The sequence below is a fragment of the Kitasatospora saccharophila genome, assembly GCF_039529925.1.
Classification (GTDB): domain Bacteria; phylum Actinomycetota; class Actinomycetes; order Streptomycetales; family Streptomycetaceae; genus Kitasatospora; species Kitasatospora saccharophila.
Window position 1 is genome coordinate 1 of sequence record NZ_BAAANS010000032.1, and the last position, 13,974, is coordinate 13,974.

The 13,974-nt window shown below is 74.1% G+C and carries 13 protein-coding genes and 1 pseudogene; 12 read left to right on the forward strand and 2 right to left on the reverse strand.

The genetic code is table 11. The annotated features are described in order from the left end of the window. The 5 genes and pseudogenes from ABD345_RS40335 to ABD345_RS22775 all read left to right on the forward strand — a co-directional run. Positions 1–96 (forward strand): annotated as a pseudogene (locus ABD345_RS40335) (neutral zinc metalloprotease); the annotation flags it as partial. Between the two features lie 170 nt (positions 97–266). Further along, the gene (locus tag ABD345_RS22760; protein ID WP_344554438.1) at positions 267–1,598 is read left to right on the forward strand and encodes an ammonium transporter; all 1,332 of its coding nucleotides are present in this window, start codon (positions 267–269) and stop codon (positions 1,596–1,598) included. Beyond that, entirely contained in the window at positions 1,595–1,933 is a 339-nt protein-coding gene (locus tag ABD345_RS22765) for a P-II family nitrogen regulator (RefSeq protein WP_014135467.1), read from the forward strand. The genes ABD345_RS22760 and ABD345_RS22765 overlap by 4 nt, the downstream gene beginning before the upstream one ends. Before the next feature lie 304 nt (positions 1,934–2,237). Then, positions 2,238–3,419 (forward strand): macrolide family glycosyltransferase, encoded by a 1,182-nt coding sequence (locus ABD345_RS22770; RefSeq protein WP_344554439.1) that lies wholly within the window; start codon positions 2,238–2,240, stop codon positions 3,417–3,419. Between the two features lie 312 nt (positions 3,420–3,731). Next, entirely contained in the window at positions 3,732–5,885 is a 2,154-nt protein-coding gene (locus ABD345_RS22775; RefSeq protein ID WP_344554440.1) for a carbohydrate binding domain-containing protein, read from the forward strand. Positions 5,886–6,018: 133 nt separating this feature from the next. Here the strand turns inward: ABD345_RS22775 and ABD345_RS22780 are convergent, their stop codons facing one another. Beyond that, the gene (locus tag ABD345_RS22780; RefSeq protein WP_380273044.1) at positions 6,019–6,765 is read right to left on the reverse strand and encodes an SDR family oxidoreductase; all 747 of its coding nucleotides are present in this window, start codon (positions 6,763–6,765) and stop codon (positions 6,019–6,021) included. Positions 6,766–7,117: 352 nt separating this feature from the next. Between ABD345_RS22780 and ABD345_RS22785 the strand changes: the two genes are divergently transcribed. The 6 genes from ABD345_RS22785 (at position 7,118) to ABD345_RS22810 (ending at position 12,397) form a co-directional block, all read left to right on the forward strand. Continuing rightward, the gene (locus ABD345_RS22785) at positions 7,118–8,158 is read left to right on the forward strand and encodes an alpha/beta hydrolase (RefSeq protein ID WP_344554442.1); all 1,041 of its coding nucleotides are present in this window, start codon (positions 7,118–7,120) and stop codon (positions 8,156–8,158) included. A 210-nt stretch (positions 8,159–8,368) separates the two neighbouring features. Beyond that, the gene (locus ABD345_RS22790; RefSeq protein ID WP_344554443.1) at positions 8,369–9,121 is read left to right on the forward strand and encodes a hemerythrin domain-containing protein; all 753 of its coding nucleotides are present in this window, start codon (positions 8,369–8,371) and stop codon (positions 9,119–9,121) included. 103 nt (positions 9,122–9,224) lie between these two features. Next, positions 9,225–9,866 (forward strand): TetR/AcrR family transcriptional regulator, encoded by a 642-nt coding sequence (locus ABD345_RS22795; protein ID WP_344554444.1) that lies wholly within the window; start codon positions 9,225–9,227, stop codon positions 9,864–9,866. Positions 9,867–9,935: 69 nt separating this feature from the next. Beyond that, positions 9,936–10,691, forward strand: coding sequence for an SDR family NAD(P)-dependent oxidoreductase (locus tag ABD345_RS22800; RefSeq protein WP_344554445.1), 756 nt, complete (start codon positions 9,936–9,938; stop codon positions 10,689–10,691). Between the two features lie 58 nt (positions 10,692–10,749). Then, positions 10,750–11,790: an NAD(P)-dependent alcohol dehydrogenase gene (locus ABD345_RS22805; RefSeq protein ID WP_344554446.1), complete on the forward strand. Its 1,041-nt coding sequence runs from the start codon at positions 10,750–10,752 to the stop codon at positions 11,788–11,790. Positions 11,791–11,845: 55 nt separating this feature from the next. Further along, the gene (locus ABD345_RS22810) at positions 11,846–12,397 is read left to right on the forward strand and encodes a DUF1697 domain-containing protein (protein WP_344554447.1); all 552 of its coding nucleotides are present in this window, start codon (positions 11,846–11,848) and stop codon (positions 12,395–12,397) included. A gap of 28 nt (positions 12,398–12,425) precedes the next feature. Here ABD345_RS22810 and ABD345_RS22815 read toward each other — a convergent pair whose 3' ends face one another. Then, positions 12,426–13,430, reverse strand: a complete 1,005-nt coding sequence (locus tag ABD345_RS22815; protein WP_344554448.1) for a helix-turn-helix transcriptional regulator — start codon at positions 13,428–13,430, stop codon at positions 12,426–12,428. 145 nt (positions 13,431–13,575) lie between these two features. Between ABD345_RS22815 and ABD345_RS22820 the strand changes: the two genes are divergently transcribed. Beyond that, the gene (locus tag ABD345_RS22820; RefSeq protein ID WP_344554449.1) at positions 13,576–13,974 is read left to right on the forward strand and encodes a VOC family protein; all 399 of its coding nucleotides are present in this window, start codon (positions 13,576–13,578) and stop codon (positions 13,972–13,974) included.

Below are 13,974 nucleotides of genomic sequence, written 5' to 3' on the forward strand. Positions count from 1 at the left end.
GCGGGCCAGAGCGTCACGGTGAAGTTCAGCGCGGTCGAGGACGCCTCGCTGCAGACCTCCTTCGTGATCGACGACACCGCCGTCCAGACCGGCTGACCCCGCTGATCCACCGGGGCCCGGCAGCCGCACCCCTCCGGCTGCCGGGCCCCGGCGCGCCGCCCGCCGGGCGTCCGGACGGTGAGATCCAGGAAACCCCCGGGCAACACGAAACACCGCCGAAACACCGGTGACGGCGACCCGAAATCCGGCCCGGCGACACTCCCCGCATGCTCCTCGCTGACTCCCCACCCACCCTGGACAGCGGCGACACCGCCTGGCTGCTGGCCTGCACCGCGCTCGTGCTGCTGATGACGCCGGGCCTGGCGCTGTTCTACGGCGGCATGGTGCGCACCAAGAGCGTGCTCAACATGATCATGATGAGCTTCGTGTCGATCGCCGTGGTCACCGTGGTCTGGCTGCTCGCGGGCTACTCGCTGGCCTTCGGCACGGACGCCGGCTGGGGCCTGATCGGCTCGCTCGACCACCTCGGCATGGCCGGCATCACCCCGCACAGCCTCACCGGGGACGTCCCCACCCTGCTGTTCGCGACCTTCCAGCTGACCTTCGCGATCATCACCGCCGCGCTGATCTCCGGCGCCATCGCCGACCGGGCCAAGTTCGGCTCCTGGGTCGCCTTCACCGCGGTGTGGACGCTGCTGGTCTACGTGCCGGTCGCGCACTGGGTGTTCGCCCCCGACGGCTGGATCCTCAAGCACCTGGGCGCCCTCGACTTCGCCGGCGGCACCGTCGTCGAGATCGACTGCGGCGCCAGCGGCCTCGCCCTGGCCCTGCTGCTCGGCCCGCGGCTCGGCTTCAAGAAGGAGGCGATGCGCCCGCACAACCTCCCGCTGGTGCTGCTCGGCGCGGGCCTGCTCTGGTTCGGCTGGTTCGGCTTCAACGGCGGCTCCGCGATGGGCGCCAACGGCCTGGCCGCCGCCGCGGTCCTCAACACCCAGGCGGCCGGCTGCGCGGGCCTGCTCGGCTGGCTGCTGGTGGAGAAGAAGCGCGACGGCCACGCCACCACCCTCGGCGCCGCCTCCGGCGCGGTCGCCGGACTGGTCGCCATCACCCCCTCCTGCGGCAGCGTCGACCTGTTCGGCGCCCTGGTCGTCGGCCTGGCCGCCGGCGTGGTCTGCTGCTACGCCGTCAGCTGGAAGTTCCGGCTGAACTACGACGACTCGCTGGACGTGGTCGGCGTGCACTTCGTGGCCGGCGTCCTGGGCACCCTGCTGATCGGCGTGTTCGCCACCGCCGTGATGACCGGCGGCCCCGCCGGACTGCTGCACGGCGGCGGCCTCGGCCAGCTCGGCAAGCAGCTGGTCGCGGTGCTGGTGGTCGCCGGGTACGCGTTCGGCGCGACCTACGGCATCGGCCTGGCGATCGACCGGGTGATGGGCTTCCGGGCCGCGCCCGAGCACGAACTCACCGGTCTGGACCTCGCCGTGCACGCCGAGAACGCGTACGATCACGGCGTCCTGGGCCACGGCTCCGCCAGCGCCCACGCCACCAGCGTGCACCCGCACGGTGCGCCCGCCTCCGACAGGACCCGCACGGTATGAAGCTGATCACCGCCGTCGTCAAGCCGTTCAAGCTGGACGAGGTCAAGACCGCGCTGCAGGAGCTCGGCGTGCACGGCCTGACCGTCACCGAGGCCAGCGGCTACGGGCGGCAGCACGGCCACACCGAGGTCTACCGCGGCGCGGAGTACCGGATCGACCTGGTGCCCAAGGTCCGGATCGAGGTGGTGGTGGAGGACGAGGACGCCGAGCGGGTCACCGACGCGATCGTGGCCGCCGCCCGGACCGGGAAGATCGGCGACGGCAAGGTGTGGGTGGTGCCGGTGGACGGCATCGTCCGGGTCCGCACCGGCGAGCGCGGGCCGGACGCGGTCTGACGGTCCGACAACTCGGTTGCGGCCCCCGGGAGTCCGTCCCCCCGGGGGCCTCCGCCGTTCCCCGGCGCGCCCGTTGGTGCGTCCGTCGGCGCGCTCGTCGGCGCGTCCGTTAATCGGATGCGGGGCGGGCGGTTCCGGGTTAGGGTCCCGGTATGTCCTCCTTCCAGCAGATCTACGGCTGACGCGGCCGGGGCAGTGCCCCGAGCCCGTGCGTCCCGCCCGCCCGCGCGCGCCCCTCGCGGCAGCGCCCGGTGGTGCGGTGTGTTGTCCACGCCCCCGTAGAACGGAAGCAGGTGCTCTCCGCATGACCCGTGCGTCCCGCCGTGCCCACATCGCCATGGTCGGCATCCCGGCCGTCAGCCACGTCCGCCCCAGCCTGGAAGTGATCCGCGAACTCGTCGCCCGCGGCCACCGGGTGACGTACGTCAACGACCCCGCGGTCGCCGAACTGATCGCCCCCACCGGCGCCGAACTCGTCCCGCACCCCTCCACCCTGCCGGTCGCCGACCACGACTGGCCCGCGGACCCGATCGGCGCCATGCGGGTCTTCCTGGAGGACGCGATCGCCATGCTGCCCCGGCTGCGCGCGCACTACGACGCCGACCCGGCCGACCTCTACCTGTACGACATCGGCGCCTACGCGGCCCGGGCGCTGGCCGAGGCGCAGGGCCGGCCGATCGTGCAGCTCTCGCCGACGATCGTCGGCTGGGACGGCTATCAGGACGAGATCGGCGGTCAGCTGCACCAACTGCCGGGCGCGGAAGCCTACTTCGGCCGGTTCGCCGAGTGGCTGGCCGGCAGCGGCGCCACCACGCTCGACGTGGACGAGTTCTCCGGGCGCCCGGCCCGGGCCGTCGCGATGATCACCGAGGCGATGCAGCCGCACGCCGACCGGGTCGACCGGAAGGCGGTGGACTTCGTCGGCCCGTGCTTCGACCTGCGGGCCGAGCAGGGGAGTTGGCGGCGCCCGGCCGGGGCGGAGAAGGTGCTGCTGGTCTCGCTCGGCTCCGCCTTCACCCGGCAGCCGGAGTTCTACCGCAACTGCCTGGCGGCCTTCGGCGGCCTGCCCGGCTGGCACCTGGTGCTGCAGATCGGGAAGCACACCGACCCGGCGGAGCTCGGCGAGGTCCCGCCCGGCGTCGAGGTGCACCCCTGGGTGCCGCAGCGGGCGGTGCTGGCGCAGGCCGACGCCTTCGTCACGCACGCCGGGATGGGCGGCTGCGGGGAGGGCCTGCTCGCAGGGGTGCCGATGATCGCGGTGCCGCAGGCCGCCGAGCAGTTCATGAACGCCGACCGGCTGGTCGAGCTCGGCGTGGCCCGCCGGATCGACACGGCGGACGCGACGCCGCAGGCGCTGCGGGCGGCGCTGGCCGAGCTGACCGGGAGCCCGGCGGTGGCGGCCCGCTCGCGCGAACTGAGCGCCCGGGCGCGCTCCGAGGGCGGCACCGCCCGGGCCTGCGGCCTGATCGAGCAGCAGCTGGGCTGACCTCCCCGGAGTCCGGAACGCGTCGGCCCGCCGTTGACGCACCGTCAGCGGCGGGCCGGCGCGCGCGTTCCCGGGGGTGATCAGCAGCAGGTCACGGCCGTGCAACCTCTCTTGACGGGCGTCCGGGGGGACCCTATGGTCATGCCACTGCAAGTTTCCAGCAAGTTTCAACGGCTTTGCAGCGTCCTTGCAGTCGCGACCCTCCCCCCGTCGCACTGACGGCACCACCCCCGCCGTCGCGGCCCCCCACCCTGCCGCCTCCCGTTCCGCGACCTGCGTCCGCGGCCCGGGCCACCCCCCAGGAGTGCCCCCTTGCCCACCTCCGCCCCCGCCCGCAGAAGGCGCCTCGCCGCCGCCACCACCGCGCTCGCGGCGCTCGGCCTCTCGGTCGGCGCCGGGCTCACGCTCGCGCCCACCGCCACCGCCACCCCGCCGGGCGGCAAGGACGTCACCGCCACCCTCTTCGAGTGGAAGTTCGACTCGGTCGCCAAGGCGTGCACCGACACCCTCGGTCCCGAGGGCTACGGCTTCGTCGAGGTCTCCCCGGCCGAGGAGCACATCCAGGGCGGCCAGTGGTGGACCTCCTACCAGCCCGTCAGCTACAAGATCGCCGGCCGGCTCGGCGACCGCACCTCGTTCCAGAACATGGTCAACACCTGCCACGCCGCGGGCGTCAAGGTGATCGCCGACGCGGTGGTCAACCACATGAGCGCGGGCAGCGGCACCGGCACCGGCGGCACCAACTACACCAAGTACAACTACCCGGGCTACTACCAGGACCAGGACTTCCACTCCTGCCGGACGTCGATCAGCAACTACGGCGACCGCTCCAACGTGCAGAACTGCGAGCTGGTCGGCCTCTCCGACCTGAACACCGGCTCCAGCTACGTCCAGCAGACCATCGCCAACTACCTGAACGACCTGCTCACCCTGGGCGTCGACGGCTTCCGGATCGACGCCGCCAAGCACATCGCCGCCGGCGACCTGGCCGCCATCAAGGCCAGGACGAGCAACCCGAACGCCTACTGGGTGCAGGAGGTCATCTACGGCGCGGGCGAGGCCGTCCAGCCCTCCGAGTACACCGGCAACGGCGACGTCGACGAGTTCCGCTCCGCGACCTGGCTGAAGAGCGCCTTCAACGGCGGCCGGATCTCCGACCTGCAGAGCTGGGGCAGCGGCCTGCTCGGCTCCGCCCAGGCCCGCACCTTCGTCGACAACTGGGACACCGAGCGCAACGGCTCGACCCTCACCTACAAGTACGGCTCCGCCTACACGCTGGCCAACGTCTTCATGCTGGCGAACCCGTACGGCTCGCCGAACGTCTACTCCGGCTACGCGTTCAGCAGCAACGACGACGGCCCGCCCAACGGCGGCACGGTCAACGCCTGCTACCAGGACGGCTGGAACTGCACCCACGCCTGGCGCCAGGTCGCCAACATGGTCGGCTTCCGCAACGCGGTCTCCGGCACCGGCATGACCAACTGGTGGTCCAACGGCAACAACGCGATCGGCTTCGGCCGCGGCAACAAGGGCTACGTGGCGATCAACCGGGAGTCCGGCCCGATCACCCAGACCTTCCAGACCTCGCTGCCGGCCGGCACCTACTGCGACGTCCAGCACGGCGACCCGGTGAACGGCGGCTGCACCGGCCAGAGCTACGCCGTCGGCTCGGACGGCAAGTTCACCGCCACCGTCGGCGCGGGCGACGCGGTCGCCCTGTACGTCGGCGCGGGCGGCAACTCCACCGCCACCCCAACCCCGACCCCGTCGGCCTCCGCGTCCGCCTCGCCGTCCTCCTCCCCGACCGGCAGCGGGAACAGCGCCACCGTCTTCTACTCGACGAACAAGAACTGGTCGGCCTACGACCTGCACTACGCGCCCACCGGCGGCAGTTGGACCACCGCCCCCGGCGTGGCGATGGACGCGGCCTGCACCGGCTGGGTGAAGAAGACCGTCAGCCTCGGCACCGCCACCGGCCTCGCCGCCACCTTCAACAACGGCAACGGCACCTGGGACAACAACGGCGGCAACAACTACGCCCTGGGCACCGGGAACGTCACCGTCAAGGACGGCGCGATCGGCTCCGGCGACCCGTGCGCCACCGCCTCGCCGTCGGCCTCGGCCTCGCCCTCCGCGTCGGCCTCCGCGTCCGCGTCCTCCTCCCCGTCGGTCGGCTCCGGCGCGTCCTTCGCGGTCAACGCCACCACCACGGTCGGCCAGAACATCTACGTGGTCGGCGACGCGGCCGAGCTGGGCGGCTGGGACACCTCGAAGGCGCTGCCGCTCTCCTCCGCCGCCTACCCGGTGTGGAAGCTGGACGTGGCGCTGAACGCGGGCACCGCCGTCCAGTACAAGTACGTCCGCAAGGACGCCGCCGGGAACGTCACCTGGGAGAGCGGCGCCAACCGCACCGCGACCGTCCCGGCGAGCGGAAAGGTCACGCTGAACGACACCTGGCGCAGCTGAGCCCGGTAGCCGATGGCCGGTGGGTCACGGCCCGGGCGGCCGAACCGCCCGAACGGATGGAATCCCGGCTCCGGGGGAGCCGGGATTCCGCCCGTCCCGGAAGCACCGGGCGGGCGGGCCCGGGCCCCGTCGCTCAGCCCCGGCCGACGTACGGCATCGCGGTGGCCATCACGGTGGCGAACTGCACGTTCGCCCCCAGCGGCAGCTCGGCCATGTGACGGACGGTCCGGGCCACGTCCGCGACGTCCATGGTCGGTTCGGGCGCGGTCCGGCCGTCCGCCTGCCGCACCCCGGTGCTCATCGCCGCCGTCATGTCGGTGGCCGCGTTGCCGATGTCGATCTGCCCGCAGGCGATCCGGTACGGGCGGCCCTCCAGCGACAGGGCGCGGGTCAGGCCGGTGACGGCGTGCTTGGTCGCGGTGTAGGCGACGGCGTACGGGCGCGGCACGTGGGCGGAGACCGAGCCGTTGTTGACGATCCGTCCGCCCTGCGGGTCCTGCTCCTTCATCCGGCGGAACGCGGCGCGCGCGCAGAGGAACGCGCCGGTCAGGTTGAGGTCCACCACGGCCCGCCAGTCGGCCGCCGTCACCTCCTCCACCGGCGCGGGGCGGCCGAACGTCCCGGCGTTGTTGAACAGCAGGTCGATCCGGCCGAAGTGCCCGGTCGCGGCGTCGAACAGCGCCTCCACCCGCTCCTCGTCGGTGACGTCGGCGGGCACCGTCAGCACCCGGTCCGGGCCGAGCCCGGCGGCGGTCTCCGCCAGCGGCGCGGCCCGGCGTCCGGCCAGCACCAGCCGCCAGCCGGCCGAGGCGAGTTCGCGGGCCACGGCGCGGCCGACGCCGCTGCCCGCACCGGTGATGACGGCAACCTGCTGGGACACGCGCACACTCCTCGGGGTGGTTTCCGGCCGCGCGGGCTCCGGACGCGGAACCCCATGATCGCCGGACCGGGGCGCCGCGTCAGCCGGAGGAACGTCCAATCCCGCCGCCGGGCCGCCCGCACCCCCGCCGACCGGCCGGAACCACCCCCGCCGGACGGCGGGTCCCGGGCCCCGTCGCAACCGGCTCCGGGGGACGGCACGTCATAGGATCACGGGAGGCCCGGACCGCCGCAGCGCGTGCGGCCGGGGCCGCACCCGGGGTGTGCCGGTGGAAGCGTCGCGGCCCTCCCGACACACACTGACCAGGGCCCCGCCCGGCTGCCGGGCCGGCCCTCCGCCCGGAGAGACCACCGTGCTGCCGCAGCCCCGCACCGCCGTCCGCCGCCCGTGGGCGGCCGCCGTCCTGCTCGTCCTCGCCGCCCCGCTCGCCGCCTGCGGCGGTTCCGGCGGCGGCGCCGCCGACGCCCGGGCGGCGATCTCCACCGACCACGGCTCCGCCGCGTCCGCCGCGCCCTCCGCGCCCGCCAGCAGCAGCCCGCCGCCGAAGCCGTCCAAGGTGCTGATGCCGACCGGCCCGGCCGCCCGGCTCTCCGAGGTCCGCGACACCGGGGCCGGCCCGATCATGATGACCACCCTGGCCGGCGCCAAGTCCGGGGTCAGCGGCAAGGTCTGGGTCTGGCTGCCCCCGCAGTACGACGACCCGAAGTACGCGAAGACCGGCTTCCCGGTGCTGACCCTGTACGCGGGCGGGCAGAGCGCCGGCTACAACACCTGGACCGACGACCAGCTGCCGATCCAGGAGATCGACCAGCAGTTGGTCGCCGAGGGCCGGGCCCACCCGTTCATCATGATCATGCCGGTGCAGAACCTCGACTCCAACGAGTCCAAGGCGCTGGAGTGCGCCGACATCCCCGGCCAGCCGAAGATCGGCACCTGGATGGCCGAGGACATCCCGGACTTCGTCCGGGCCAACTTCCGCACCCTCAGGGGCCGCGACGGCTGGGCCGTGATGGGCGCCTCCACCGGCGCGTTCTGCAGTGCCAAGCTGGCGCTCCAGCACCCCGAGGTGTTCAAGGCGGCCGTCCCGATCGACGGCTACTGGAACCCCGACTCGCCGCTGTGGAAGGGCCACGAGCAGGAGCGCCAGGCCAACAGCCCCGACCAGCTGGTCGGGGCCGGCACCGCGGACGTGCGGATGCTGGCCACCGCGGGCGGCGCCAACCCGTACGAGACCAAGCTGGTCAAGAACTGGGTGGCCAAGGCCAAGACCCCCACCACCGTGGAGTACTACGAGCAGCCCGGCGGCAAGCACCTCACCTCGGACTTCAAGAAGATGATCCCCACCGCGCTGGAGTGGCTGACCGCCAACACCGCCGGGCCGGAGTCCGACTGAGCCCGGACCACCGCCCGCGGACGAGGGCGGAGCTTCGTCAGAAACCGTCACGGGACGCCTGGAAAACGCGCTGACCTGCGCATCAATCGGTCGTTCATTCGCCCCTGATGGAGTGTGGACACCCTGGAGCCGTGGACCGGAGAACTGGACCGGGGCGCCGCACCGCGGCTCCCGCTCCGGCCAGCCCCAGACCGTCGTGAAGAGAGCGCCATGTCCCGTCACCTGCTGTCCGTCGGCCCCGCGACCACCCCGGCACCGTCGGGCGACGGCACCGCCGTCCGGCAGGCCCCGGCGCCCGCCGCCCCGGCGGTCGAGCTCCTCCCGTTCGCCGGACTGCGCCTGGTGCACGCCGCCGTCCGGCGCGACCTGGCCCGCATCCCGCAGGCGCTCCGGCTGCTCCAGCCCGAGGACCACGAGTCCGCCCAGGCGCTCAAGCGGCACTGGGACTTCGTCACCGCCATGATCACCTGCCACCACGAGCAGCAGGACACCCGGCTGTGGCCGCTGCTGCGCCGCTTCGCGCCCGAACTGCGGCTGCTGCTGAACTGGTTGGAGTCCGACCACCACAACCTCGACCAGTGCTTCACCCGCACCACCACCCTGGTCGGCATCGCCACCCGCGACCCGGCCAGCGCCTGGCCGGTCTCCTACGCGGTCGAGGAGCTGGCCGCCCGGGTGGAGACCCACCTGCGGATCGAGGAGCGCCAGCTGCTGCCCCGGATGGCGGGCGTCTTCCCGCCCGGCTCCCGGATCGGCACCCTGCCCGAACTGCTCGACCTGCTGCGCCTGGCCGACGGCCCGTCCGCGTCCGACGCCCTGGTGTGGCTGCTGGAGGGCGTCGACCCGGCGCAGGTCGACCGGCTGCTCGCCGACTGCGACGACGAGACGGTGCGGCACTGGCCGCACTGGCGCGACACGTACGCCCGCTGCACCGACCGGTTGTGGGGGCCGACCGGGCAGTGACCGGTGCCCCGGACCCGTCCGGGGCGTGAGCAGCACGGCCCGGGGCAGATGTCCCGGCGGGACTGATGTCCCGCCGGGACATTTTTGGTAGTACGGTGGGGCCATGAGCAGCGAGCAGCCCGCACCCGGAGCCGTTCCGGGCGAGACCGGGCGGCGCGACCGCAAGGCCCGCCGCACCCGGGAGGCGCTGGCCGCCGCCGCCCTGCGCCTCACCCTGGAGCACGGCCTCGCCGCCCTCGCCGTCGAGGACGTCACCGACGCCGCCGACGTCTCCCGGCGCACCTTCAGCCGCCACTTCGGCTCCCGCGAGGACGCCGTCCTGGACTGCCTGCGCGCCGACTTCGCCCGGATCAACGAGGCGCTGGCCGCCCGGCCCGCCGCCGAGACCCCGGTCGCCGCCTACCGGGCCGCCGTCGCCGCCTGGCTGCACGACCCCGACCCCGAGCACCCCGCCTGGCACCGCCGCCCCGGCATGCGCGACCTGTTCGTGCTGATCGACGAGGAGCCCGCGCTGACCGCCGCGTTCCGGCGGATCTCGGTCGCCGAGGAGGAGCGCTCGATCCGGCTGGTCGCCGCCCGGCTCGGCCTGCACCCGGAGACCGACCTGCGCCCCGCCGTCGCCGTCGGCCTCGGCGTCGCCGCCCTGCACGCCGCCACCCGCACCTGGGTGCGCGACCCCGCGGGCGACCTGCCCACCCTGCTCGACCGCGCCTTCGACCTGGCCGCGGCCGAACCCCCGCACTGACCACCCGTCGGTCCGGAACCAGCACCACCCGCGCCCACCCCTTCGCGCGGCGTACGAGAGGAACCAGTCATGACCACCCAGGAGTTCGCCGGCCGCACCGCCCTCGTCACCGGAGGCGCCTCCGGCATCGGCCTGGCCACCGCCACCCTGCTCGCCGAACGCGGCGCGAACGTCGCGATCGCCGACTACAACCTGGACGGCGCCCGCGAAGCCGCCGCCGCCATCGAGGCCACCGGCGCCAAGGCGCTGGCCGTGCGGCTCGACGTCACCGACCCGGCCTCGGTCGAGGCCGCCGTCCGGGCCACCGTCGAGGGCCTCGGCCCGCTCAGCCTCGCCGTCAACAACGCCGGCATCGGCGGCCCGTCCGCCCCCACCGGCGAGTACGACCCCGAGGCGTGGCGCCGGGTGCTGGCCACCAACCTGGACGGCGTCTTCTACTCGCTGCGCTACGAACTGCCGGAGATCCTGGCGGCCGGCGGCGGCGCCGTCGTCAACATGGCCTCCATCCTCGGCACCAACGGCTTCGCCGGCTCGCCCGCGTACGTCGCCGCCAAGCACGGCGTGGTCGGCCTGACCAAGACCACCGCGATCGAGTACGCCCCGCAGGGCGTGCGGGTCAACGCGGTGGGCCCCGGCTTCATCGACACCCCGCTGCTCAAGGACACCGACCCGGCCGGGCGCGAACTGCTGATCTCGCTGCACCCCGCCGGACGCCTCGGCCGCGCCGAGGAGGTCGCCGAGCTGACCGCCTTCCTGCTGTCGGACCGGGCGTCCTTCGTCACCGGCAGCTACCACCTGGTCGACGGCGGCTACGCCGCCCGCTGACCCACCGCCAGGGGGGGCCGTTTCCCGGGGGACCCGCGCGCGAAGGAGCGTCGAAACCATGAAGGCAGTCCAGTACCGCACCGTCGGCGGCCACCCCGAGGTGGTCACCGTCCCCGACCCCGAGCCCGGCCCCGGGCAGGTCCTGCTGAAGGTCACCGCCGCGGGCGTCTGCCACTCCGACATCGCGGTGATGAGCTGGACGGCCGAGCAGCTGCCGTTCCCGCTGCCGCTGACCCTCGGCCACGAGGGCGTCGGCACCGTCGCCGCGCTCGGCGCGGGCGTCACCGGCCTCACCGAGGGCGAGTCGGTCGCCGTGTACGGCCCGTGGGGCTGCGGCAGCTGCGCCAAGTGCGCCGAGGGCAAGGAGAACTACTGCCTGCGCGCGAACGACCTCGGCATCATGCCGCCCGGGCTGGGCGCGCCCGGCGCGATGGCCGAGTACATGGTCGTCGACGACCCGCGGCACCTCGTCCCGCTCGGCGACCTCGACCCGGTGCGCACCGTCCCGCTCACCGACGCCGGACTGACGCCGTACCACGCCATCAAGCGCTCGCTGCCCAAGCTCGTCCCCGGCTCCACGGCGGTCGTCATCGGCACCGGCGGCCTCGGGCACGTCGCGATCCAGCTGCTGCGGGCGATGACCGCGGCCCGGGTGATCGCGCTGGACGTCACCGAGGAGAAGCTCGCGCTGGCCCGCACGGTCGGCGCCCACGAGGCGGTGCTCTCGGACGGCGCGGCGGCGGGCAAGGTCCGCGAACTGACCGCCGGGCTGGGCGCGCAGGCCGTCTTCGACTTCGTCGGCGCCCCGCCCACCACGGCCCTGGCCGGGCAGCTGGCCGCCGTCGAGGGCGACGTCACCATCGTGGGCATCGGCGGCGGCAGCCTGGAGGTCGGCTTCGGCGCGCTGCCCTACGAGGTCTCCGTCACCTCCCCGTACTGGGGCAGCCGCTCCGAGCTGATCGAGGTGCTCGACCTGGCCCGGGTCGGCGCGGTCGACGTGCACGTCGAGACGTACGGCATCGACGAGGCGCCGCTCGCCTACGAGCGGCTGCACGCGGGCAAGGTCAACGGGCGCGCGGTGATCCTGCCGAACGGCTGACCCGCGGTCGGCGCGGCCACCGACGCCGTCGGTGGCCGCGCCTACACTCGGCCGGATGGAGACCTACATCGCCTTCCTGCGGGCGATCAACGTCGGTGGCCGCACCGTGAAGATGGACCGGCTGCGGGAGCTGTTCGCGGAGTTGGGGCTGGAGGGGGTGCGTACCTACATCCAGAGCGGGAACGTGTTCTTCCGCTCCGCCGAGACCGACCGGGCGGCGCTGGCGGACCGGATCGAAGCCGGCCTGGAGGCCGGGCTCGGCTACCCGGTGCCGGTCATGCTGCGGACGGTCGGGGAGGTCGAGGCGCTGCTCGCGCTGGAGCCGTTCGCCGCCGTGGAGCCCAGCGAGGACCAGCGGCTGTGCGTGCTGTTCCTGTCCGAGCCGCTGCCGGAGGAGGTCGTGGCCGCGCTGCCGGTCGCCTCGCCGAAGGGCGACTGGGAGATGATCGGCGCCACCGCGGACGCGGCGTTCGTGGTGATGCACCTGCGCAACGGCCGGTTGAACGGCAACCCGGCCACCGCGTTCCCCCCGTCGTACCGCGGGCAGGCGACTTCGCGGTTCTTCCACACCACCGGGAAGATCGCCGCGGCGGCCCGCAAGGGCTGAGGACGGGCCGCGGGGCCGGTCGGTCGGGTCAGTCCGGGCGGGCCGCGGCGGCCAGTCGTTCGGCCAGCTCCGCGACCAGGACGCGGAGTCCGGCCGGCTCGACGATCGTGAACGGGCGGTCCAGGGCCGCCAACACGCCCGGCAGCCAGTCGAGTTCGGCCACCCGCAGTTCGACGTCCGACCAGCCCTCGGCGTCCGGCCCGCCGACCAGGGCCAGCCCGGCGGGCAGCCGGCTGCGGATCAGCCCGGCGTCCGCCCGGACCCGCAGCCGGACCCGGTGCCGGTGCGGGGCGGTGGCCAGGGCGCGCAGGACGCGTTCGGCCGGGTCCGGCCCGGCGGGCGGGTCGAAGGTGCCCGGCAGCGGGCGCGGCGCGGCCAGCCGGTCGAGCCGGAACAGCCGCTCCGCGTCGGCCCCGGTGTCCCAGCCGGTCAGGTACCAGCGGCCCGCGTGCAGCACCAGCCCGTACGGCCGGACGGTCCGCTCGGTGGTGCGGTCGGCGGTGCGGGTGGCGGTGGGCTCGCGGGCGGGGCCGGTCGCGGGGGTGTAGCGGAAGGCCAGCGGGCGGCGGTGGCGCACCGCGTCGGCGACGGTCAGCAGCGCCTCCGGATCGGGGGCCGCGGCGGGCGCGGCGGGCGCGGCGGTGAAGGACAGCGCCGACAGCAGGGCGTCCAGGCGGTGGGCGAGCCGGGGCGGCAGCACCCGGCGGATCTTCGCGGCGGCCGTCTCGCCCGCGGTGGCGGAGGCCGCGGACAACCCGGCCCGCTGCGCGGCGGCCAGGCCGAACAGGGCCGCCAGCGCCTCCTCGTCGGTGAGCATCAGCGGCGGCATCCGGTGCCCGGGCGCGAGCCGGTAGCCGCCGTAGCGGCCGCGCACCGACTCCACCGGCAGGTCGAGGTCGACCAGGTGCGCGACGTACCGGCGTACGGTGCGCTCGTCCACCTCCAGCCGTTCGGCCAGCTCCGCGACGGTCCGGACGCCGCCGGACTGCAGCAGTTCCAGCAGGGCGAGGACGCGGGCCAGGGGTCGGGTCATGCCGCCGATTCTCCTCCCGATACCGGGCGGATTCCGTCCGGTATCACCGCTAGCGTCGGAAGCCGGAAGCCGGAAGCCGGAAGCCGGAAGCCGGAAGCCGGAACCGCCGTACTGGAACCGCTGGAACACTGCACGGGAGCCCCGCATGAACCTCGTCTCCGTCCGCCTGATCACCGCCGACGTCGACCGCCTGGTCGCGTTCTACGAGCAGGTCACCGGCCTGACCGCCGTCCGGCCCACCCCCGACTTCGCCGAACTCCGCACGCCCGCCGGGACGTTGGCGATCGGCAGCACCCGCACTGTGCCGCTGTTCGCCCCGGGCTCGGCCGAGCCGGCCGCGAACCGCAGCGCCATCGTGGAGTTCCTGGTCGAGGACGTCGACCTGCTGCACCGCCGACTGGCCGACGCCGGCGCGGAGTTCGTCAGCGGACCGGCCACCCTGCCGTGGGGCAACCGCTCGCTGCTGCTCCGCGACCCGGACGGCACCCTGGTCAACCTCTTCACGCCGGTGACGCCGGAAGCCCGAGCCCGGCAAGGGGTCTGA

What these genes read in the sequence shown, in the direction of transcription:
- ABD345_RS22760 (WP_344554438.1), top strand. Translation starts at nt 267, where the DNA reads ATGCTCCTCGCTGACTCCCCACCCACCCTGGACAGCGGCGACACCGCC.
- ABD345_RS22810 (WP_344554447.1), top strand. Translation starts at nt 11,846, where the DNA reads ATGGAGACCTACATCGCCTTCCTGCGGGCGATCAACGTCGGTGGCCGC.
- ABD345_RS22770 (WP_344554439.1), top strand. Translation starts at nt 2,238, where the DNA reads ATGACCCGTGCGTCCCGCCGTGCCCACATCGCCATGGTCGGCATCCCG.
- ABD345_RS22815 (WP_344554448.1), bottom strand. Translation starts at nt 13,430, where the DNA reads ATGACCCGACCCCTGGCCCGCGTCCTCGCCCTGCTGGAACTGCTGCAG.
- ABD345_RS22820 (WP_344554449.1), top strand. Translation starts at nt 13,576, where the DNA reads ATGAACCTCGTCTCCGTCCGCCTGATCACCGCCGACGTCGACCGCCTG.
- ABD345_RS22765 (WP_014135467.1), top strand. Translation starts at nt 1,595, where the DNA reads ATGAAGCTGATCACCGCCGTCGTCAAGCCGTTCAAGCTGGACGAGGTC.
- ABD345_RS22805 (WP_344554446.1), top strand. Translation starts at nt 10,750, where the DNA reads ATGAAGGCAGTCCAGTACCGCACCGTCGGCGGCCACCCCGAGGTGGTC.
- ABD345_RS22795 (WP_344554444.1), top strand. Translation starts at nt 9,225, where the DNA reads ATGAGCAGCGAGCAGCCCGCACCCGGAGCCGTTCCGGGCGAGACCGGG.
- ABD345_RS22800 (WP_344554445.1), top strand. Translation starts at nt 9,936, where the DNA reads ATGACCACCCAGGAGTTCGCCGGCCGCACCGCCCTCGTCACCGGAGGC.
- ABD345_RS22790 (WP_344554443.1), top strand. Translation starts at nt 8,369, where the DNA reads ATGTCCCGTCACCTGCTGTCCGTCGGCCCCGCGACCACCCCGGCACCG.